This is a genomic window from Ulvibacterium sp., assembly GCF_965228935.1.
Taxonomy (GTDB): domain Bacteria; phylum Bacteroidota; class Bacteroidia; order Flavobacteriales; family Flavobacteriaceae; genus Ulvibacterium.
The window spans coordinates 2,424,332-2,444,271 of the sequence record NZ_OZ245846.1; the positions used below are offsets into that span (position 1 = coordinate 2,424,332).

The following is a 19,940-nucleotide window of genomic DNA, read 5'->3' on the forward strand; positions in this document are numbered from 1 at the left end:
GTCTGGTCTTCTGCTTTTGGGTGATAGGAAATGTACATGCCCAAACAGATACTATGAATTTGGATAACCATGCCCAAGGAATTGGAGATGCTTATGGCGATTTTGAAATCGGGGAATGGAAGAAACTGAAGTACTTCGAAACAAAACTAAATACGTCAACATCTACTCAGGATGGGCAAGAATCCGAATTTAGGGATTACACCCGGGATTCGATCCAAATATTGAGGGTAAAATTGTTGGCTATCAAGATTTTGGACAATAAAGACCTACTCGAGCTGGATATTACCGAAAACCCCGATTACTATATGGGACTTCTCATAAAACTTAAGAAAAGCGATATCAACCGTTCGGAATACCTTTTTTTGGAGAACAAACTGGCCTTTTTGACCACAGAAGTGGCGGAAAGCAAATACAAGACCAGTAAGTTGGTCATTGGGCTACTGGGGTTCGTTGTTGTCGGGTTGGTGTTATTTGTCCTCGGGATGCGACGTAAAAGAAACGGTTTGCCCAAGGTAGGCCTAAGCAGACAGGAAAAAAATATACAGGGCCTTATCCTACAGGGCAAGAGCAATAAGGAAATTGCCAATGAGCTTTTTATTAGCCTTAGTACCGTAAAAACACACATTACCAATATCTACAGTAAGTTACACATATCCAGTCGTGAGGAGTTGCTGCAAAAAATGCGGAATTAGCACGGGTACTAGTACCAAAATCCGACCACTTTTAAGACCATTTTGCGCTTATCTAAAAGTTCTTTGTAGGAAACTTTTGGATGACCGCAAAGCAATTTGAAACATGGAACGTCCTTTTGGGTTGGACTGTTTTCGGGGTAGCCCTGGTAGTTTATGGACTTACCGTTGAGCCTACCGTAAGCTTTTGGGATTCTGGCGAATATGTGGCTACTTCGGCCAAACTACAAATTGCCCATCCTCCGGGTGCGCCCCTCCTTCAGATGATAGGATCCTTTTTCGCATTATTTGCAACGGCGCCCGATCAAGTAGCGCTTATGGTGAATTATGTGTCCGTTGTATCCAGTGCGTTTACTATCCTATTTCTCTTTTGGACCATTACGAATCTTGCCCAAAAACTGGTTTTGAATTCAGGCATCATCGCCCAATACGGATATATTGGCATTTTGGGCTCTGGTGCTATAGGATCGCTGGCCTTTACCTTCTCGGATAGTTTTTGGTTCAATGCGACCGAGACCGAGGTCTATTCCATGGCCAGTCTGATTATGGCCCTGTTATTATGGTTGGGAATTCGATGGACTGACAGTTTACATACCCCGAGGGGCAACAGGTGGCTTATCCTGATTTCCTTTGTAACGGGCCTTACCTTCGGGATTCAATTTATGGGTTTTTTGGCCATCCCCTCTATTATATTGCTATTTTATTTTAAACGATGTAAGCTCATTACGATTAAAAACTTTGTCCTGGCGAATATCGTGGCCGTAGCCATATTGTTATTGGTCTTTAAGTTCTCATTGACCTATATGTTGAAACTCTTTGGTTGGAGCGAGGTATTTTTTGTTAATTCATTGGGCTTGCCCTTTAACTCGGGAAGCATTGGCATGGGAATTTTTTTGATGCTCTTTTTCTATATGACCCTTAGGTATACTCAAAGGAGGAACTATCGGTCTGCAAATACAATTATACTATCCATTCTCTTTTTGGTACTTGGTTTTTCTTCCTGGTTTCTATTGCCGATAAGGGCAAGTGCCAACGTGGTAATCAATGAAAACGACCCCTCGGATGCCCGTTCCCTGCTGGCCTATTACAATAGGGAACAATACCCGAGTACGGATAGCCCGTTTTATGGCGCATACTATTCGGACATGTTCGCTGATAACCATCCTCCTGAAGATGATAGTCCAAAATATGAACGTAACGAGAAGCTGCGGAAATATGAAGTTGTTAATCGTTACAAAGGTGCCTCACAAGGTTCAAGTCCCCGGCACACCGGTTTTTTGCCCCGAATGTGGAGTCAACAGAATGCCGAGAATTATATACGGTACTATGGTGCATTGGATTTTACGATAAAGCCCGAGTTCCAGGCGAATGTTGAGTTACAGGATGTCGTCCGGGATTTTCGGGAAAAAAATGCTAAAGGAGCCATAGAAGCGGACCAGTACTTACGTTTTCTAAGGGAAATGAACGATTGGATTATTGTAAGACCTCCTACCTTATGGCAAAATGTCAAGTATTTATTTCATTTTCAGTTGGGTTATATGTACTGGCGTTATTTTATGTGGAATTTTGTAGGAAGGCAGAACGATGAACAGGGCCGTTTTGATGGTAACGGGGAATGGTTAAGTGGAATTAACATAATTGATAGCTTCCGTCTGGGCAGTCAAGAAAACTTGCCTTCGGAAACTACATCGAATAAAGGCCGAAACACCTACTTCTTTTTGCCATTGCTTTTGGGAATCATTGGCCTTGTGGTCCAGATTTCCAGAAATCCCAAGCAATTTTGGGTGTTATTCGTTTTTTTTATGTTCACCGGAATAGCCATACAGTTTTACACCAATCCTCCAATTTTTCAACCCCGGGAACGGGATTATTCACTCGTAGGATCTTTTTACATTTTTGCGACATGGATAGGTCTTGGGGTGTACGGACTTTTTGAGGAAATTGGAAAGTTTGTCCGTCCCAAAATTAGCCTACCCTTAGTCCTCGGCATTTGTCTCATGGCAGTTCCCGTACTCATGGCCCAACAGAACTGGGACGATCACAACCGTTCCGATCGGTATACGGCCTTGGCCATGGCCAAGGCCTATCTGGATTCCACACAAGAAAATACTGGGGCCATTTTATTCACCATCGGGGATATGGATACCTTTCCGCTGTGGTATGCCCAGGAAATAGAGAACTACCGAACGGATACCCGAACGATTATATCGGGGTATTTGAATTTTTCGTGGTATATAGACCAAATGAAACGTAAGGCGTACGAAAGTGAGCCCATCCCTTCCCAACTATCACATGAAAAGTATACATACGGTTCCAGGGAAGCCCTGTATTATGCCCCGATGACCGACAAAAGATGGCCTGTTAAGGATTTTTTGAAATGGGTGGCCAGTGACCATCCCCGTACCAAAGTAAAAAGTTTACTTGAAAAACAAGGAAGGGATATCGGCGATTTTTCAGAGTCATATTTGGATGCCGTGTATTATCCTACAAACAAAATACGCGTCCCAGTAAACAAGGAAATGGTTTTGGCTACCGGATTGGTCAATGCAAGGGACTCTTCAAAAATAGTGGATTATATAGATATTGACCTTCCGGAAACAGGCATTAGAAAAAGCAATTTGATTATGTTGGATATCTTGGCCAATAACAATTGGCAACGACCTATTTATTTTTCAGGGGGAAGTTTTGATGAGGAGGAGTATATATGGATGAGCGACTATCTTCAGTTGGACGGACTGGTCTACAAACTGGTACCAATAAAGACCGAAAATGAAAGTATCTTTGATAAAGGTCGAGTAGATTCGGAACTGATGTACGATATTGTTAAGAAGTGGGAATGGGGCAATTCAGGAAGCCCCGACATCTATCATGACCCCCAGACCCGAAAACAATTTGGGGTAACCCACCGTATCGTACTCGCCCGCTTGTTGGAAAAGCTGTTAAAGGAGGATAAATTGGAAAAGGCCGGGGAAATCATTGATATGGCCTTGACCCATATTCCTGTAGAACATTTTGGATATTACACCTTTGTAGAACCATTTTTGGATGGACTATACAAGGTAGGGGATACCCAAAAAGCTCAAAAGCTATATAACCAACTAAAACAGGTCTATCAAGAAAGATTGCAGTATTATAGTGCATTGCCCTCCGTAGAAGAGTATGATAATTTGGAAGAAATACTTATGGATCTGCAAGCCTATCAAAGGCTTCTTGACATTCTTGAACAAAACGGGGATTCCATAATCCACGAAAATGAAACGCTGGAATTCAATGGGTATGTGAATAGGCTTCAGGATTTGTTAGATCAAGGTTAATTCATTTTTTGTTTAACTTAAATTATCTATCTTTAAACAAAAAAGATAATGAAAAATTTTGGACTAGTACTTTCCCTATTCATATTGGGTATTTGTGGCACAAACCTATCCGCCCAGGAAATAACTTCCTTTCCAGGAATGTGGGGCGAAAAATTTTACCAGGACAAGGAGCCGCTTACCTGGAAGGAAATCGATGCCATTATGAAAGAAAATCAGGCTTCGGCCCTGCACTGGCAAAAATCCAAAAAGAACATGGTAGGCGCTTTGATTGCCGGTACCGCCAATTTTGGCTCCGCTATCTGGTTGATTTCGAATTTGGACGATAACGAACCGCTTACAGGCCCAATTATTGCGGTTGCAGGAACAGGTATTATCAGTTCCATATTTTTCCATTCGGCAACGAAAAACAAAAAGATGGCAATTTTGGAATACAATGATAGTCTGGGCAAAAAAACATCATTCTACCTAACCCCTACCAGTAACGAAAACGGATTGGGATTGGCTCTAAAATTTTAGATCTTTTCCGTTAATTATGGAAAATCCGATTGGAGATTAGGCGGTCAACTCCGCGAACAAGCTCTCCAAATTCCTGTTCTTTCGGCTTAACTGTAACGTTTTGAGCTGATTGTCATGGGCGAAGTCGAAAATGGCCGGTCGCATATCCTTGGTGGTGTCAAAAGTAACCTCATACACAAAACCCCCCGTGTTTTTTACCCGGGAAACATGGGGAAGTTTTTGTAAAAAAGCTTCTTCCACCCGATAATCGAACTCTACCTCGATTATCTGTTCTTCCTCGTCCCGCAAATCGTTCAGCTTTTTATCCGCGACCAAAACCCCTTTGTTCAGGATCAATACCCGATCACAAACGGCCTCTACCTCCTTCATGATGTGGGTAGATAGCAATATGGTCTTCTCTTTTCCAATTTCCTTGATGAGTCTTCGAATTTCCAACAATTGATTAGGATCCAGACCTGTAGTGGGCTCATCCAAAATAAGTACCTCCGGATTATGCAACAGGGCCGTCGCCAGTCCTACCCGCTGACGGTATCCCTTGGAAAGCTGCCCGATCTTTTTATGGGCCTCGGGCTGCAGCCCTGTCCGCTCGATGATTTCTTCTATACGATTTTTATCAACTTTGTGGATATTGGCATTAAAGGCCAGATATTCCTTTACATATAGATCCAAATACAAAGGGTTGTGCTCAGGGAGATACCCAATACTCTTTTGGACGGATTTCTTATCTGTACGTACATTAAAATCATTAACCATTGCTTCCCCCTCATCCGCTTGGTGATAGGTGGTCAAAATCTTCATCAAAGTAGATTTACCTGCACCGTTAGGCCCTAAAAAACCAACGATTTCACCTTTTTTCACATCGAAGGAGACATCGTTTAGAGCCTTTTGGTTTCCGAACGCTTTGGTAATATTTTTTACGGCAATGGACACGGGTTCCGATGATTTTTTTCAAAAATATGGCAAATACCATAAAGACCCATATATCTCCGAGGATTATTAAAAAAACATTTTCTTGAGTTTTAAAACAGGGAACATTACCCCATTCCCGAAGCACGTACCATGTGCATAATTCCTATTAAAACCGGATTTTGAAAAATAAATGGGCAAGGATTGGCGTTAATTCTTAGAAAATCGAAAAAAGTGAACCCTAAAACTTGATTTATAAATTTAATTAGTACTTTAGCCAAAGTTTTAGAACATGATGACAAAACAATTTTTCTTCAACGGTTTTTATTTTTACTTCTTTTTTAAGGGAAGAACGGGACTGTTGTAGTATATTGGAAACAAGATATCATATGAAGTCCCGTGAAAAACGGGACTTTTTTATTTGTCCTTTCTTGAAAATGTGGAAAACCTAAAACGGATTAAGCGCATCGCCAGATAGAGTCCAATGGATTTAAAAATAGCCATACAGGGAATAAAGGGATCTAACCATCATCAGGTCGTTAGGGAGTATTTTGATGATAAGGTGGATTTAGTGGAATGTCTATCCTTTCACGGATTGGTGGATCGTTTGTTGGATGGTTCTGCCGACAAGGGTGTTATGGCCATTGAGAACTCCATAGCGGGATCTATTATTCCCAATTACGCCCTGGTATATGACAATGGCCTGCATATTATAGGGGAGCACTATTTGAATATCCATCACCATTTAATGGCATTAAAAGGGCAGCATATCGAAGATATTGCCGAGGTACGTACCCATCCTATGGCCCTGTTACAGTGTAGGGAATTTTTGAAGACCCAACCGCACATTAAAATGGTGGAGGACGTGGATACGGCAGAAACGGCCAAACAGATCCAGGAGCATCAATTAAAGGGTATTGCGGCCATTGCGCCCCAGGTAGCCGCCGAACTATATGGTTTGGAGATCATTGCCAAGGAAATACAGACCATAAAGAACAATGCCACGAGATTTATTGTCATAAAAACCAAAAATAAGGAACTCCCCAAGGACGAGATTAACAAGGCATCCTTGCGATTTGAAACGGATCATAAAAGAGGTAGTTTGGCGACGGTACTCAATGTAATGAGCGATTGTAATTTGAATCTGACCAAAATTCAGTCGTTGCCTATTATAGAAACCCCCTGGAAATACGCCTTTTTTGTGGATGTTACTTTTGAACAATATGATAATTTTGCCAAGGCCAAATCGCTTCTGGAGATTATGTCCGAAAATTTTAAGGTCATAGGGGAATACAAAAATGCCATGTTATGATACAAACGGCGGAAAGACTTAATACAGTCCAGGAATATTACTTCTCCAAAAAGTTAAGGGAGGTACGTCAACTTGTTGCGGAAGGCAGACCCATTATCAATATGGGTATTGGGAGTCCCGATTTGGATCCATCCCCCGAGGTGGTGGGCACACTGCAGAATGTGCTCGGGGAGTCCGGGGCACATCAATATCAAAGTTACCAGGGCCTACCGGAATTACGGCATGCCATGGCGGATTTCTACCGATCCAAATTTGGAGTTGCCTTGGACGGACTAAATGAGATTTTACCTTTGATGGGTTCCAAAGAAGGAATAATGCACATCAGTCTTGCTTTTTTGAACGCTGGGGACAGTGTGCTGATTCCAGATCCCGGATATCCTACCTATACTTCGGTCACTAAATTGGTAGGTGCCGTTCCCATAAAATACGACTTAACCGAAGCCGGCGAATGGTTGCCCGACTTGAAGGCTCTCTCAAGTCATGATCTTTCCAAGGTCAAATTAATGTGGATAAGCTATCCGAACATGCCTACCGGGGCTACCATCACACATCAAAAAATGCAGGAACTGGTGTCGTTTGCCAAGGAGAATCAAGTTCTATTGGTCAACGACAATCCATATAGTTTTGTACTGAACGAACATCCCACAAGTATTTTACAGGTGGAAGGTGCCAAAGAAGTTGCCCTTGAACTCAATTCGCTGAGTAAAACCTTTAATATGGCAGGTTGGCGTGTGGGAATGGTCATGGGCAATGAAAATCACATCAATGCGGTGTTGAAGATAAAGAGCAATATGGACTCGGGAATGTTCTATGGGATACAACAGGGGGCCGTTACCGCATTGCGAAGTGGAGGGGAATGGTTCAAAAAACTGGATGCCGTATATGCATCAAGACGTCAATTGATGTTTACCTTGGTGGACAAGTTAAACTGTACCTACGATAGAAATGCCGCAGGCATGTTCGTTTGGGCCAAATTACCGGAAAGAAGCAAGTCTTCTGAAGAATTCATTGATGAGGTACTATATGACAAGGATGTTTTTATAGCGCCGGGTACCATTTTCGGGAGTAATGGGGAAGGTTACATCCGGTTTTCGCTTTGCGTAAAAGAGGATAAGATCAGGGAAGCAATAGATAGGTTTTAGCAATACGTTTTATGAGTTTGAAAAATTAAACATCGAAAATCTATTATTTAACATCCATAAAATGAACATATTCGTCATAGGTGTAGGTCTAATTGGAGGCTCCTTTGCAAAGGATATAAAAAGGTTGCGTCCCGACTCGAAACTATTCGGGGTGGATACCAATTCGTCCCATTTGGATGAGGCACTATCCTTGAACATTATTGACGAAAAATCCGGCTATCAGGATTTATCGCTTGCGGATATGGTCATTGTAACCATTCCGGTGGATGTTCTAGTTACGGAACTGCCCAAAATCTTGAACGCCGTTAACGATGATTGTGTGGTCTTTGATGGCGGATCTACCAAGAACCTGATTTGCAAAAGTTTGGCGGATCATCCTAAGCGCAGGAATTTTTTGGCTTGTCATCCCATTGCCGGGACAGAGTTTTCCGGCCCTTCGGCGGCTATTGAAGGTTTGTATAATGGCAAGACCAACATCATCTGTGAAGTGGAAAAGACCGCCTTTAAATTGCAGGAACGGGCTTTGGGACTTTTTCAGGAAATAGGCATGCGAATTCGCTATATGAATCCGTTGGCGCACGATAGACATATTGCCTATGTATCCCACTTATCGCATATCAGCTCGTTTATGTTGGGAAAAACGGTCATTGAAAAAGAAAAAAACGAAAGGGATATTTTTGATATGGCCGGTAGTGGCTTTGAAAGTACGGTCCGTTTGGCCAAAAGCTCTCCGGCCATGTGGACCCCCATTTTTGAACAGAACAAAGAAAATGTAGTCGAGATATTGGAGGATTATATCCAAAACTTGGAAGCATTTAAAGCGCTTCTTTTGGAGAATGACTATGGTGGCATTTACAGTGAAATGGACAATACGAATAAAATAAAGGAAATCTTAAAAGGAATACCACTTAACAAACAATAAAATGGAGAATACAAAGGAATTGAGAAAATGGTTGGATGATATGGACTTGCCCCACCCATTGGTGATAGCCGGACCCTGTAGTGCGGAAACCGAGAAGCAGGTACTGAGGATAGCCCATGATCTAAAGGACACGGATGTAAATTATTATCGTGCCGGTATATGGAAACCACGTACCCGTCCAGGAAATTTTGAGGGTGTCGGGGCATTGGGTCTAAAATGGTTGCAGAAAGTAAAGGAGGAGACCGGTTTGAAGACCGCTACGGAAGTGGCCAATAGAAACCATGTGGAGCTGGCCTTGGAACATGATATAGACTTGTTATGGATCGGTGCCCGTTCAACCGTAAGCCCATTTATTGTACAGGACATTGCCGATGCCCTGGAGGGTACGGACAAGATTGTTTTGATAAAGAATCCGGTAAATCCTGATCTTTCCTTATGGTTGGGGGCGGTGGAACGGTTGCATACCGCCGACATCAAAAAATTGGGGGTTATCCATCGTGGTTTTTCGACCTATGAAAAATCCAAATATCGAAATATTCCGGAGTGGCAGTTGGCCATTGAGCTACAGACCAAATTTCCGGACTTGCCCATTATCAACGATCCATCGCACATCACCGGAAAAAGGGACATGATCTTTGATGTGTCCCAAACGGCCCTAGATCTGAATTTTGATGGACTGATGATCGAGACGCACCATGACCCGGACAATGCATGGAGCGATGCAGCACAGCAAGTAACACCCAAACGATTGGTACAAATTATGGAAGATCTACGAATTAGAAAGGAGACGGACAAGGAGGCAGAGTACAACAGCAAGTTGAACAACCTAAGGGCCCAAATAGATATTATCGACAATCAATTAATAGATTTGCTCGGGAAACGTATGAAAGTCTCCGATGGTATTGGGGAGCTTAAAAAGCAACGTAACGTAGCCGTGCTTCAGACCAATCGGTGGAACGCCATTTTAGGAAAGATGATCTTGGAAGGCGAGTCCAAGGGATTGAGCGAAGAATTCGTATTAAAAATGTTCAAGGCCATCCATCAAGAATCCATTAACCATCAGGAAAAGATTATCAACGCCTGAACGGGAAAAGGTAATTGAAACAACGATCCGTCTATCCAAATAGACGGATCGTTTCGTTATGATGACTTCTTGTATCAACTTAAAATGCAATTGCCTGTGGAAGGTAAAGGACTTCGCTAATCTTTCTTAAAGACATAACGCGTAATAAATATACCCTGACCGTCCTTATCCCCCGCATCGGATTCCACGGCACTGGTCACAAAGACCAGTTCCCATCCTTCCGCCGCCATCGCGGTCAATTTAGAGGAAACGACGGCATCGTTGGCCGCAATGTTCTGAAAACGGATTCCACCAATATTGTAAAAGTTCAAGAGCTTGGTTTCCTCAAAGTTCTTTACCCGGATATCCCCTCGCTTGGACTTGTTCCTTGTATTGTCCTCTTCCGTCTGCTGTGAAGTGTATTCCGCAAAATCCTTGTCCTCTTGGGCATCTATAATCCGAGACCTACCAATTCCACTGGGTACAATGGACTCCACACTGGTTATTACCTTAAACTGTTGGGCATGGATTTCAAAGGTGGCTGCGATGGCAAGACAGATAATAAATAGAATTTTTTTCATTGTTTTCACGATTTACTTGTTAGAATTGGCCCAAAGATACCGCGATTCTTAAAAAGAAAAATGGGTATTTTTGCGTCGACCTAATCTACGGTGAATTTTTAAACGTAATGACCGGAGTCGTATATAAATCTACAGGGAGTTGGTATACCGTTAAAACGGATAACGGAGAATTCTACGAATGTAGGATTAAGGGAAAATTTCGTATTAAGGGTATCAAAAGTACAAATCCTGTTGCGGTCGGGGACAAGGTGAAATTCGAGATAGAACAGATTGGTGACGAAACCATTGGAGTTATCTCGGAAATAGAAGATCGCAAGAATTACATTATTCGGAAATCGGTAAACCTCTCCAAACAGACCCATATCATTGCTGCTAACCTAGATCAGGTTTTTTTGATAATTACGCTGAACAACCCCGTGACCCACACCATTTTCATAGACCGCTTTTTGGCCACTGCGGAAGCCTATGACATTCCAACGGTTTTGTTGTTCAATAAAATGGACACCTATGGGGAGGGAGAGTTTAACGAGGTAAAACGTTTGATTGACCTTTATACGGATGTAGGATACACCTGCATGGGCATATCCGCAAAAACTGGAAGGAACGTAGACCGGGTAAAGGAATTGATGCTCCATAAAACCAGTATGTTTTCAGGCCATTCAGGCGTGGGCAAATCCACCTTAATCAATAAATTGGAACCTTTTTTGGACATTAAGACCGCAGAAATATCCGAACAACATCTACAAGGACAGCATACCACTACATTTGCCGAGATGTTCGATTTGAGCTTTGACGCACGGATTATAGATACGCCGGGGATAAAAGGCTTTGGTATGGTGGATATGGATAAGGACGAAATAGGGGATTATTTTCCCGAGTTTTTTAGGCTGAAGAAGAATTGTAAATTCAACAACTGCCTACATTTGGATGAACCCAAATGTGCGGTTAAGGAGGCCTTGGAAAAGGATGAGGTATCTTGGAGCAGATATCGAAGTTATGTACAAATGGTAACAGGCCAGGAAGATACGTACAGAATGGATAACTATGGTAAAACGGACTAAAAATAATATTTCTTCTCCCATAGAGGGTTAGGTATTGGATTATGCGGGCAGTGATTCAAAGAGTATCAAAGGCAAGTGTAACGATAGAGGGAAAAGTGGTCTCCGAAATCCGTGAAGGTCTTCTCATTTTATTGGGGATAGAGGATGCCGATGGGAAAGAAGATATCGAATGGCTCTCACGAAAAATCGTAAACCTAAGGATTTTTAATGACCTGGACGGCGTAATGAATCGTTCGTTATTGGACATCGATGGTACCGCCCTTGTGGTCAGTCAGTTTACCCTACATGCCTCTACCAAAAAAGGAAATAGGCCCTCCTACATAAAAGCAGCAAAACCCGATTTTTCCATTCCCTTGTATGAAGAATTTGTACGACAATTGGAAATCGACTCGGGAAAAAGGGTAGGGACGGGAGTTTTTGGTGCCGATATGAAAGTAGAGTTATTGAATGATGGTCCGGTGACCATCGTTATGGATACAAAGAACAGGGAATAAGGTGTATTCATCGATTTTATAACCGCAAAATGTAAGAAATTTTAGTACTTTACGTTGTAAGTTTCAACCCCGACCTAAACCAATGCGCCTACTCCTACTTTTTACCGCACTTTTTTTTGTATTTATCAGTTCTGCCCAAGAACCCAATTATCAAGCCCTTTTATTGAACAAAGATCTTGTCGAAAATGCCAATGCAGTGGTTCGACTGGATGAAATGCGTATACACGTGGAGGCCAGAAACAAGATGGTGTATACTGTAAAGCAAGTGGTAACGGTTTTAAACAAGTTGGGTAACCGGTATGCCAGACCTCGGGTTTTTTATGATAGCGATAAAAAGATAAAACACATAGAAGCTTATGTGTACGATAAAATGGGGAAGGAAATTGAACACATAAGGAAAAGGGATTTTCAGGATGTCAGTGCAGCGGACGGTATATCCCTTTACATAGATGATAGATTACTCACCTATTCCTATACTCCCGTACAATATCCGTACACCATGGAATTTTCCTATGAAGTGGAAACCAGTGATACGGGCCTTTTCCCTCCTTGGTATTTTTTATCAGGGTATTTGGCCAGTGTGGAAAAGAGCCATTATGAGATTACGTATGCCTCAAGCAATCTAAAACCGGTCATTAAGGAGTACAATCTAGAAGGCTTTTCGATTGAAAAGGAGGAACGCACCGGTAGTATTGTATATACCGCCCACAACCTTCCCGCTGTAAAAAGTGAGGCGCACAGTCCGGATTATAGTAGCTTGGCACCAAAACTTTCGGTACGATTGGAACATTTTCACTATAAAGGTTTTGATGGTGACGTGGATGATTGGGATCAATTGGGATCATGGGTCAACAACTCCCTTCTGAAAGGGCGTACGGAACTTTCAGAAGCGACCCAAACTATGGCGAGAAACCTAGTGAAGGGTATTGAGGATGATTTGGAAAAGGCGAAAGTAATCTATAAGTACGTACAGGACAATACAAGATATATAAGTGTTCAGATAGGTATAGGCGGCTTTAGGCCCATAAGTGCCGTAGAGGTAGACCGTGTTAAATATGGGGATTGTAAAGGGCTTTCCAATTATACAAAGGCCCTGTTGGAGGCAGTGAACGTAGAATCTTATTATACAGTTGTGGAAGCAGGGCCCAGAAAAGTGGATTTTGAGGAAGACTTTGCGGATCTTCGGCAAGGGAACCATGTTATTTTGGCCATTCCATACCAAGACAAGTACTATTGGATAGACTGCACTTCACAAATCCATCCTTTTGGTTTTGTTGGCGATTTCACCGATGATCGTAAAGTACTTGTGGTAAAACCCGAAGGGGGCGAACTCGTATCCACGGTAGCGTACAACAACGAAAAGAACCATCAATTGACCAAGGCACAATTTAACCTTTTGGAAGATGGTGAAATATCCGGTAAAGTGGTTATTGCTACCAAAGGAGTGCAATACGATAATCGTTTTACCCTTGAAGAAAAATCAAAGGATAAGATTAGCGAACATTATAAGGATTATTGGAGCGAAGTGAATAATATTAATCTTCAGAGCTACGAATTTGATAATAATCGTGAGGAAATTCTATTTACCGAGGTTGTGGAGGTTTCTGCCAAAAATTATGCCTCGCTAAGCGGTGAAAGAATCCTGTTTGCTCCCAACGCGTTCAACAAAAACAGTTATGTGCCCCAACGTCATAGAAATCGGAGATTACCCTTGGAAATACAACGAGGTTTTTTGGATGAGGATGTATTTGAAATAGCAATGCCCAATGGATATGAAGTTGAAGCTCTTCCGGAGAATGTAAAACTTGAAACTCAATTTGGCACATACGCCGCAGAACTTGATTATAATACAGAAAGCAATACCTTAACTTATAAACGCAGTTTTTTCCTTAAAAAAGGGACTTATCCCAAGGAGGAATATGCCAACTACCGCAATTTTAGAAAAAAGATCGCTTCAGCGGACAAAGCCCAAGCAGTAATTATCAAAGCCGATCTTTAGACCCAAATTTCATAAACAACTTAACCATGAAAAACCTCAAAATTATTTTATGCCTGTTTATCTGTGCCATTGCCCGGGAAATCTCGGGACAGGAAGTCAAATTCGGAAAGGTATCCGAAGCTGAGCTTAGGCAAGAAGTGTATGAAAAGGATTCCTCCGCCGTTGCCGCCGTATTGTATCGGTACAAAAATATTCGTTTTGAATATAAGCAATCCATAGGTTTTCAATTGGTTACTTCTATCCATGAGCGGGTGAAGATTTATAAGCCGGAAGGCTTTGAGTATGCGACGGTAGCTGAAAAACTGTACAAGGAGGACAGTGATAAGGAAACCATAAGTGGTTTGAAGGCATTTACCTATAATCTGGAAAACGGACAGGTCAAAAAACATAAATTGTCCAAGGAGGGTGAGTTCAAAACTAAATTGAACGATTATTATAGTGAAGAAAAATTTACCATGCCCAACGTAAAGGTCGGGAGTGTTATTGAATATGAATATCAGATTTATTCCCCTTTTTATTGGCTTATCGATGAAATAGAAATGCAATATGACATACCAATTAAATATCAGCAAATTTCAATAAAGTCTCCGGAATATTTCGTCTTTAAGCCCACTATGAAAGGATATCTCCCCCTTAACCCTCAAACAGGCACGGAAGGCGGAACTATAACCTTTACCGATAAGCAGAGAACAGGGAAATATAACACGACCACCACGTATAGCAATTCCAACCTTAACTATATTGTTCATGTCACCAACTATACAATGCAAGATGTACCGGCCTTAAAGGAGGAACCCCATGTTAACAACATGAATAACTATAGAAGTGCCGTTTTATATGAATTACAATACACAAAGTTTCCCCAATCCCCTATAAAAAGCTATACTACTACATGGGAGAAGGTAATCAAGGCAATCTATGAAAATCGTAGTTTTGGAGGTCAGCTTACCCAGAAAAAATATTTCAGGGAAGCGCTTCAAACCCTAATAGCGGATAAAACCGATGAGGCGGAGAAGGCAGCTGTTATTTTTCAATATGTTCAAAACCATATGAATTGGAACGGCATGGCTGGGTTTTATACCGACAAAGGTGTTAAAAAGGCCTATGACGATCGTAGTGGTAACATAGCGGACATCAATCTAATGTTGACCGCAATGCTAAGTGAGGCTGGTTTGGAAGCCAATCCGGTACTTATAAGCACTAGGGATCACGGAGTACCACTATTTCCCACACGAAAAGGGTTTAACTACGTAGTGGCTTCTATCTCCTTGAACGATGCTATTATTCTTTTGGATGCTTCCAATAAATATACCAAACCCAATGTATTGCCCATACATGCACTGAATTGGTATGGAAAATTGATAAAAAAAGATGGAAGCTTCAATAGTGTTTCCGTGATGCCCAAAAGAGTTTCCAAGGAGAATTCCAATTGTACCGTATCCCTGGATCAAAATGGCCTGGTTAGTGGTAAGATGCGGAAAACGTACACTGATTTTAGGGCATACGAATTTAGAAACAAGTTCAATGGTGTACAGGAAGATTCGTATTTGGAAAAATTGGAATCCTCCCAAATAGGAATGGAAATCGGGGAATATGAAGTAAAAAACAACAAGGCGGTAGGCAAGCCGATTATGGAAAATATGGATTTTACCCTAGACGGCCAGATAGCAAAAGTTGGGGATAAGATGTACTTCAATCCATTGTTCAATAGCACAATGACTGAAAACCCCTTTAAATTAGAAGAAAGAAATTATCCTATAGACTATGCCTATCCTTGGGAAGAAAAAATGGTAATCAATATTTCCCTTCCTGAAGGATATGAAATTGAGACATTGCCGGAAGATATAAAGTTGGGCTTACCCAATAAAATGGCAAGCTTTATCTATAAAGTGGTGGCCAAGGGCAATCAGATCCAGGTTTTGGCCGATTTGAAGATGAAGGCGGCCATTATTCCTGCCGTAGATTATCCTAATTTGAAAGAATTCTACAAAAAAATAGTGGAAAAAGAGGCAGAAAAGGTAGTTTTATCCAAAATTACCGCAGATGGCCCTCAGGAAGCTCCAGCAGGAAGTAGATAATTGGATAAAGCAGCACGGCGTACGCTATTTTAATGAGCTTACAAATATGGCCCAACTCACCGAGGAGGTAGGGGAGGTGGCCCGTATTATTGCTCGGAGATATGGTGAGCAGAGCGAAAAGGAATCCGATAAGGAAAGAGATCTGGGCGAGGAGTTGGCCGATGTGCTCTTTGTTGTCCTTTGTTTGGCCAACCAGACAGGCGTGGATTTGCAGGAAGCCTTTGATCAAAAATTGGTGTTGAAGACCCAACGTGATCATAATAGGCACCAAAACAACAAAAAGCTTAAATAGTGCTATCTTTGGGCTTTACCATTAGAACTGGATTGGATTGAAACTACATCTGTCGCCTCCGTCAACTAAACTACTAAAGTCGAACATCCGCATTACGGGCTCAAAAAGTGAGTCCAATCGTTTGCTATTGCTACAGGCCTTGTATCCGAATATCGCGATTGAAAACCTTTCCAATTCCGATGATGCCGAGGTCATGCAAAAAGGATTGGGTACAAGCAAGGGAGTCGTGGATATCCATCATGCCGGTACCGCTATGCGCTTCCTAACCAGCTATTTTGCCTCACAGGAAGGCAAGGAAGTTCTGCTCACAGGTTCACAGCGTATGACCGAACGGCCCATAAAAGTTTTAGTGGATGCACTACGTAACCTAGGGGCCGAAATCGAATATGAAAAGAACGAGGGATATCCCCCTATACGAATTAAAGGGAATATACTTACCAAAAATGAGGTAAGCCTTCCCGCCAATATCAGCAGCCAATATATTTCCTCATTGCTGCTTATCGCAGCTAGTCTGGAAAATGGACTGGAATTGGAACTAAAAGGTAAGATTACCTCCGTCCCATATATAAGGATGACCTTGTCCCTACTGGAACAAATGGGTATACGAACTACTTTTGAAGGGAATACTATTAAGGTATATCCCAAACAGTTTGTGGATTCAAAAACAGTGGTGGTAGAATCCGATTGGAGCTCCGCCTCCTATTTTTATAGCATTGTTGCCCTTGGCGATGTAGGTTCCAAAGTGGTGCTTTCATCCTATAAAAAGAATAGTTTGCAGGGTGACAGCGTGCTTACGGGAATTTACAAAAACTGGGGAGTAGAGACCGATTTCGGGGAAAACGAAATAAGCCTGAGAAAAACGGCGGACCTAAGACCCGAAAGTTTGGATCTAGATCTTTCGAACGCTCCGGACACCGCCCAGACTATTGCGGTTACGTGCTTTGGACTGGGTGTCGGATGCCATCTTACCGGATTGCATACCCTAAAAATTAAAGAAACGGATCGATTGGAAGCCTTGAACACGGAGCTCTCCAAATTGGGTGCCGATATAACCGTATCGGATAAGGACCTGATACTGCGTCCGTCAAATCGGATCAACAAGGAGGTGGCCATCGATACCTATAACGATCATAGAATGGCTATGGCCTTTGCTCCCATGGCCATGAAGACCTCACTATATGTCAACGATGCCGAAGTGGTCTCAAAATCCTACCCCGACTTTTGGAAAGACCTTAAAATACTCGGTTTTGGGATACAAAAACCATAATTCGTATTTAATCCCTGTTTTACTTGACAACCCCTATGGCCACATTGTATATTTGCAGCCGCAAAAATCGCTAACTCAATTTACTTATGAAATTATCGCATTTTAACTTTGAACTTCCCAAGAATTTATTGGCAGAGTACCCAACTGAAAATAGAGATGAGTCCAAATTAATGGTTATTCATCGGGATTCTGGTAAAATAGAACATAGGATGTTCAAGGACCTTATCGATTATTTTGACGAAGGCGATGTTATGGTCCTGAACAATACAAAGGTCTTTCCGGCAAGATTATATGGAAACAAGGAAAAGACCGGAGCCCGTATCGAGGTCTTTTTACTAAGGGAACTGAACGAGGAACAAAGACTATGGGATGTTCTGGTAGATCCGGCACGGAAAATCCGAATTGGCAATAAACTATATTTTGGGGATGATGAAAGCCTAGTGGCGGAAGTCATTGACAACACCACGTCCAGAGGAAGGACGTTACGTTTTTTGTATGATGGGGCCTATATCGACTTTAGAAGGAAGCTAAGGGAATTGGGAGAGACTCCTTTACCAAAATACATAAAGCGAAATGTGGAACCAGAGGATGAGGAACGCTATCAGACCATTTATGCCAAGCATGAGGGAGCTGTGGCAGCTCCAACTGCCGGGCTTCACTTTTCCAAGCATTTATTGAAGCGTTTGGAAATAAAAGGAGTGAATTTCGCGGAATTGACCTTGCATGTTGGCTTAGGAACTTTCAATCCGGTAGAGGTAGAAGACCTTTCCAAACATAAAATGGATAGTGAGGAATTGATTATTGACGAAAAGGCAACGGAGGTGGTAAACCGGGCCAAGGAAACCAGAAAAAAAGTATGTGCGGTGGGCACTACGGCAATGCGGGGATTGGAAAGCGCGGTTTCTTCCGAACAGACGTTGAATACCTTTGACGGATGGACCAATAAGTTCATTTTCCCGCCCTATGATTTTAGTATTGCCAATTGTATGATTACCAATTTTCATTTGCCCAAATCTACCCTGCTTATGATGGTATCTGCCTTTATAGGCCATGATCTTATGAAAAGGGCATACAAAGAAGCTATTTTGGAAGGATATCGCTTTTATTCCTATGGCGATGCCATGTTGATTATATAGGAAGGCTAAAACAGATTTTGGAAATCCTGCCTGCCAAGTCAACGGTTCGGCAGGATTTTTTATCTTTTTACGTATTGGAAACAAAAAAGAAGGACATAAGGGCCCTTACCAGGGAACAACTGCGTGGGTTTTTTGTAGACCAGGGCGATAGGGCTTTTCGTGGCAATCAGGTCTATGAATGGCTTTGGCAGAAATCCGCGCATTCCTTTGATGTAATGACAAATCTTTCCAAGGAAACGCGAGGGCTATTGGAAGCGAATTTTGTTATCAATCACATTCGCGTAGATCAAATGCAGCGCAGTGCGGACGGTACCATAAAAAATGCCGTACGATTGCATGATGGGTTGGTGGTGGAATCTGTTTTGATACCAACGGCCAATCGGACCACCGCCTGTGTTTCCAGCCAAGTAGGATGTAGTCTGGACTGCAAGTTCTGTGCTACCGCCCGTTTGAAACGGATGCGTAATCTGAACCCAGATGAAATCTACGATCAGGTAGTGGCCATTGATAATGAAAGTAGGCTCTATTTTGATCGGCCTTTGAGCAATATCGTATTTATGGGAATGGGCGAACCTTTGATGAACTATAACAATGTGCTAAAGGCTATCGATAAGATTACTTCCCCAGCAGGGCTTGGAATGTCCCCAAAACGCATTACGGTCTCCACATCCGGGGTGCCCAAAATGATTAAAAAAATGGCGGACGACGGGGTCAAATTCAAATTGGCGGTATCCCTTCATTCGGCCATAGATGAGATACGTACGTCCATAATGCCCTTTAATGCCACGTTTACCTTGACCGACCTACGGGAGGCCCTTCAATATTGGTACAATAGGACCAAAAGTAGAATCACCTATGAGTATGTAGTCTGGGAAGGGATCAACGATACACAAAGGGATGTGGATGCCTTGGTGGACTTCTGCAAATTTGCACCCTCCAAAGTAAATCTTATCGAGTATAACCCGATTGATGACGGTCAGTTTCAGCAAGCCTCAAAAACGGCATTGGATCGATATGTAGGCACATTAGAGGAAAACGGGATTGTAGTTACCGTTAGGCGTTCCAGGGGCAAGGATATCGATGCGGCCTGTGGTCAATTGGCAAATAAGCATTAACGAAAGCAAGTAGCATTCTATAGTGCTTTCCAACCAATACCGCGCGCCGATTA

At 42.3% G+C, this 19,940-nt stretch carries 17 protein-coding genes; 15 read left to right on the forward strand and 2 right to left on the reverse strand.

Annotation, left to right across the window (positions count from 1 at the left end; genetic code table 11):
- The first annotated feature begins 53 nt into the window (after positions 1 to 53).
- The 3 genes from ACO06Y_RS10025 to ACO06Y_RS10035 all read left to right on the forward strand — a co-directional run bounded on the left by ACO06Y_RS10025 (position 54) and on the right by ACO06Y_RS10035 (position 4,519).
- Complete coding sequence (locus tag ACO06Y_RS10025; RefSeq protein ID WP_422083693.1) at positions 54 to 692, forward strand: response regulator transcription factor; 639 nt, start codon at positions 54 to 56, stop codon at positions 690 to 692.
- 80 nt (positions 693 to 772) lie between these two features.
- A complete protein-coding gene (locus tag ACO06Y_RS10030; RefSeq protein WP_422083694.1) occupies positions 773 to 4,003 on the forward strand; it encodes a protein O-mannosyl-transferase family in 3,231 nt (1,076 codons plus the stop codon).
- Between the two features lie 48 nt (positions 4,004 to 4,051).
- Positions 4,052 to 4,519 carry a hypothetical protein gene (locus ACO06Y_RS10035; protein WP_422083695.1) on the forward strand — a complete coding sequence of 156 codons (468 nt, stop codon included), beginning with the start codon at positions 4,052 to 4,054 and terminating at the stop codon, positions 4,517 to 4,519.
- A gap of 36 nt (positions 4,520 to 4,555) precedes the next feature.
- Here the strand turns inward: ACO06Y_RS10035 and gldA are convergent, their stop codons facing one another.
- Positions 4,556 to 5,449 (reverse strand): gliding motility-associated ABC transporter ATP-binding subunit GldA, encoded by an 894-nt coding sequence (gene gldA, locus ACO06Y_RS10040; RefSeq protein ID WP_422083696.1) that lies wholly within the window; start codon positions 5,447 to 5,449, stop codon positions 4,556 to 4,558.
- A gap of 460 nt (positions 5,450 to 5,909) precedes the next feature.
- Here gldA and ACO06Y_RS10045 point away from each other — a divergent pair, with 460 nt between their 5' ends.
- The 4 genes from ACO06Y_RS10045 to ACO06Y_RS10060 all read left to right on the forward strand — a co-directional run bounded on the left by ACO06Y_RS10045 (position 5,910) and on the right by ACO06Y_RS10060 (position 9,885).
- The gene (locus ACO06Y_RS10045; RefSeq protein ID WP_422083697.1) at positions 5,910 to 6,737 is read left to right on the forward strand and encodes a prephenate dehydratase; all 828 of its coding nucleotides are present in this window, start codon (positions 5,910 to 5,912) and stop codon (positions 6,735 to 6,737) included.
- The gene (locus ACO06Y_RS10050) at positions 6,734 to 7,879 is read left to right on the forward strand and encodes a pyridoxal phosphate-dependent aminotransferase (RefSeq protein WP_422083698.1); all 1,146 of its coding nucleotides are present in this window, start codon (positions 6,734 to 6,736) and stop codon (positions 7,877 to 7,879) included. The genes ACO06Y_RS10045 and ACO06Y_RS10050 overlap by 4 nt, the downstream gene beginning before the upstream one ends.
- A 61-nt stretch (positions 7,880 to 7,940) precedes the next feature.
- Positions 7,941 to 8,801: a prephenate dehydrogenase gene (locus ACO06Y_RS10055; protein ID WP_422083699.1), complete on the forward strand. Its 861-nt coding sequence runs from the start codon at positions 7,941 to 7,943 to the stop codon at positions 8,799 to 8,801.
- A gap of 1 nt (position 8,802) precedes the next feature.
- On the forward strand, positions 8,803 to 9,885 hold the full coding sequence (locus ACO06Y_RS10060) for a chorismate mutase (RefSeq protein WP_422083700.1): 1,083 nt from the start codon (positions 8,803 to 8,805) through the stop codon (positions 9,883 to 9,885).
- Positions 9,886 to 10,001: 116 nt separating this feature from the next.
- Here ACO06Y_RS10060 and ACO06Y_RS10065 read toward each other — a convergent pair whose 3' ends face one another.
- Positions 10,002 to 10,445 carry a hypothetical protein gene (locus tag ACO06Y_RS10065; protein WP_422083701.1) on the reverse strand — a complete coding sequence of 148 codons (444 nt, stop codon included), beginning with the start codon at positions 10,443 to 10,445 and terminating at the stop codon, positions 10,002 to 10,004.
- Between the two features lie 107 nt (positions 10,446 to 10,552).
- Here ACO06Y_RS10065 and rsgA point away from each other — a divergent pair, with 107 nt between their 5' ends.
- The 8 genes from rsgA (at position 10,553) to rlmN (ending at position 19,887) form a co-directional block, all read left to right on the forward strand.
- Positions 10,553 to 11,506 (forward strand): ribosome small subunit-dependent GTPase A, encoded by a 954-nt coding sequence (gene rsgA, locus ACO06Y_RS10070; protein WP_422083702.1) that lies wholly within the window; start codon positions 10,553 to 10,555, stop codon positions 11,504 to 11,506.
- A gap of 41 nt (positions 11,507 to 11,547) precedes the next feature.
- Positions 11,548 to 12,000: a D-aminoacyl-tRNA deacylase gene (gene dtd / locus ACO06Y_RS10075; RefSeq protein WP_422083703.1), complete on the forward strand. Its 453-nt coding sequence runs from the start codon at positions 11,548 to 11,550 to the stop codon at positions 11,998 to 12,000.
- 82 nt (positions 12,001 to 12,082) lie between these two features.
- On the forward strand, positions 12,083 to 13,999 hold the full coding sequence (locus ACO06Y_RS10080) for a DUF3857 domain-containing protein (RefSeq protein WP_422083704.1): 1,917 nt from the start codon (positions 12,083 to 12,085) through the stop codon (positions 13,997 to 13,999).
- Between the two features lie 26 nt (positions 14,000 to 14,025).
- Positions 14,026 to 16,077, forward strand: coding sequence for a DUF3857 domain-containing protein (locus ACO06Y_RS10085; RefSeq protein WP_422083705.1), 2,052 nt, complete (start codon positions 14,026 to 14,028; stop codon positions 16,075 to 16,077).
- A complete protein-coding gene (locus ACO06Y_RS10090) occupies positions 16,043 to 16,369 on the forward strand; it encodes a nucleotide pyrophosphohydrolase (protein WP_422083706.1) in 327 nt (108 codons plus the stop codon). Before ACO06Y_RS10085 ends, ACO06Y_RS10090 begins: the two co-directional genes overlap by 35 nt.
- A 37-nt stretch (positions 16,370 to 16,406) precedes the next feature.
- Positions 16,407 to 17,636 carry a 3-phosphoshikimate 1-carboxyvinyltransferase gene (locus tag ACO06Y_RS10095; protein WP_422083707.1) on the forward strand — a complete coding sequence of 410 codons (1,230 nt, stop codon included), beginning with the start codon at positions 16,407 to 16,409 and terminating at the stop codon, positions 17,634 to 17,636.
- A gap of 86 nt (positions 17,637 to 17,722) precedes the next feature.
- The gene (queA, locus tag ACO06Y_RS10100) at positions 17,723 to 18,772 is read left to right on the forward strand and encodes a tRNA preQ1(34) S-adenosylmethionine ribosyltransferase-isomerase QueA (RefSeq protein ID WP_422083708.1); all 1,050 of its coding nucleotides are present in this window, start codon (positions 17,723 to 17,725) and stop codon (positions 18,770 to 18,772) included.
- Between the two features lie 74 nt (positions 18,773 to 18,846).
- Positions 18,847 to 19,887: a 23S rRNA (adenine(2503)-C(2))-methyltransferase RlmN gene (gene rlmN, locus ACO06Y_RS10105; RefSeq protein ID WP_422083709.1), complete on the forward strand. Its 1,041-nt coding sequence runs from the start codon at positions 18,847 to 18,849 to the stop codon at positions 19,885 to 19,887.
- Positions 19,888 to 19,940 lie beyond the last annotated feature (53 nt).

What these genes read in the sequence shown, in the direction of transcription:
- ACO06Y_RS10055 (WP_422083699.1), top strand. Translation starts at nt 7,941, where the DNA reads ATGAACATATTCGTCATAGGTGTAGGTCTAATTGGAGGCTCCTTTGCA.
- ACO06Y_RS10065 (WP_422083701.1), bottom strand. Translation starts at nt 10,445, where the DNA reads ATGAAAAAAATTCTATTTATTATCTGTCTTGCCATCGCAGCCACCTTT.
- ACO06Y_RS10050 (WP_422083698.1), top strand. Translation starts at nt 6,734, where the DNA reads ATGATACAAACGGCGGAAAGACTTAATACAGTCCAGGAATATTACTTC.
- ACO06Y_RS10025 (WP_422083693.1), top strand. Translation starts at nt 54, where the DNA reads ATGAATTTGGATAACCATGCCCAAGGAATTGGAGATGCTTATGGCGAT.
- ACO06Y_RS10035 (WP_422083695.1), top strand. Translation starts at nt 4,052, where the DNA reads ATGAAAAATTTTGGACTAGTACTTTCCCTATTCATATTGGGTATTTGT.
- ACO06Y_RS10030 (WP_422083694.1), top strand. Translation starts at nt 773, where the DNA reads ATGACCGCAAAGCAATTTGAAACATGGAACGTCCTTTTGGGTTGGACT.
- ACO06Y_RS10080 (WP_422083704.1), top strand. Translation starts at nt 12,083, where the DNA reads ATGCGCCTACTCCTACTTTTTACCGCACTTTTTTTTGTATTTATCAGT.
- ACO06Y_RS10090 (WP_422083706.1), top strand. Translation starts at nt 16,043, where the DNA reads ATGGCCCTCAGGAAGCTCCAGCAGGAAGTAGATAATTGGATAAAGCAG.
- ACO06Y_RS10045 (WP_422083697.1), top strand. Translation starts at nt 5,910, where the DNA reads ATGGATTTAAAAATAGCCATACAGGGAATAAAGGGATCTAACCATCAT.
- dtd (WP_422083703.1), top strand. Translation starts at nt 11,548, where the DNA reads ATGCGGGCAGTGATTCAAAGAGTATCAAAGGCAAGTGTAACGATAGAG.
- ACO06Y_RS10060 (WP_422083700.1), top strand. Translation starts at nt 8,803, where the DNA reads ATGGAGAATACAAAGGAATTGAGAAAATGGTTGGATGATATGGACTTG.
- ACO06Y_RS10085 (WP_422083705.1), top strand. Translation starts at nt 14,026, where the DNA reads ATGAAAAACCTCAAAATTATTTTATGCCTGTTTATCTGTGCCATTGCC.
- queA (WP_422083708.1), top strand. Translation starts at nt 17,723, where the DNA reads ATGAAATTATCGCATTTTAACTTTGAACTTCCCAAGAATTTATTGGCA.
- rsgA (WP_422083702.1), top strand. Translation starts at nt 10,553, where the DNA reads ATGACCGGAGTCGTATATAAATCTACAGGGAGTTGGTATACCGTTAAA.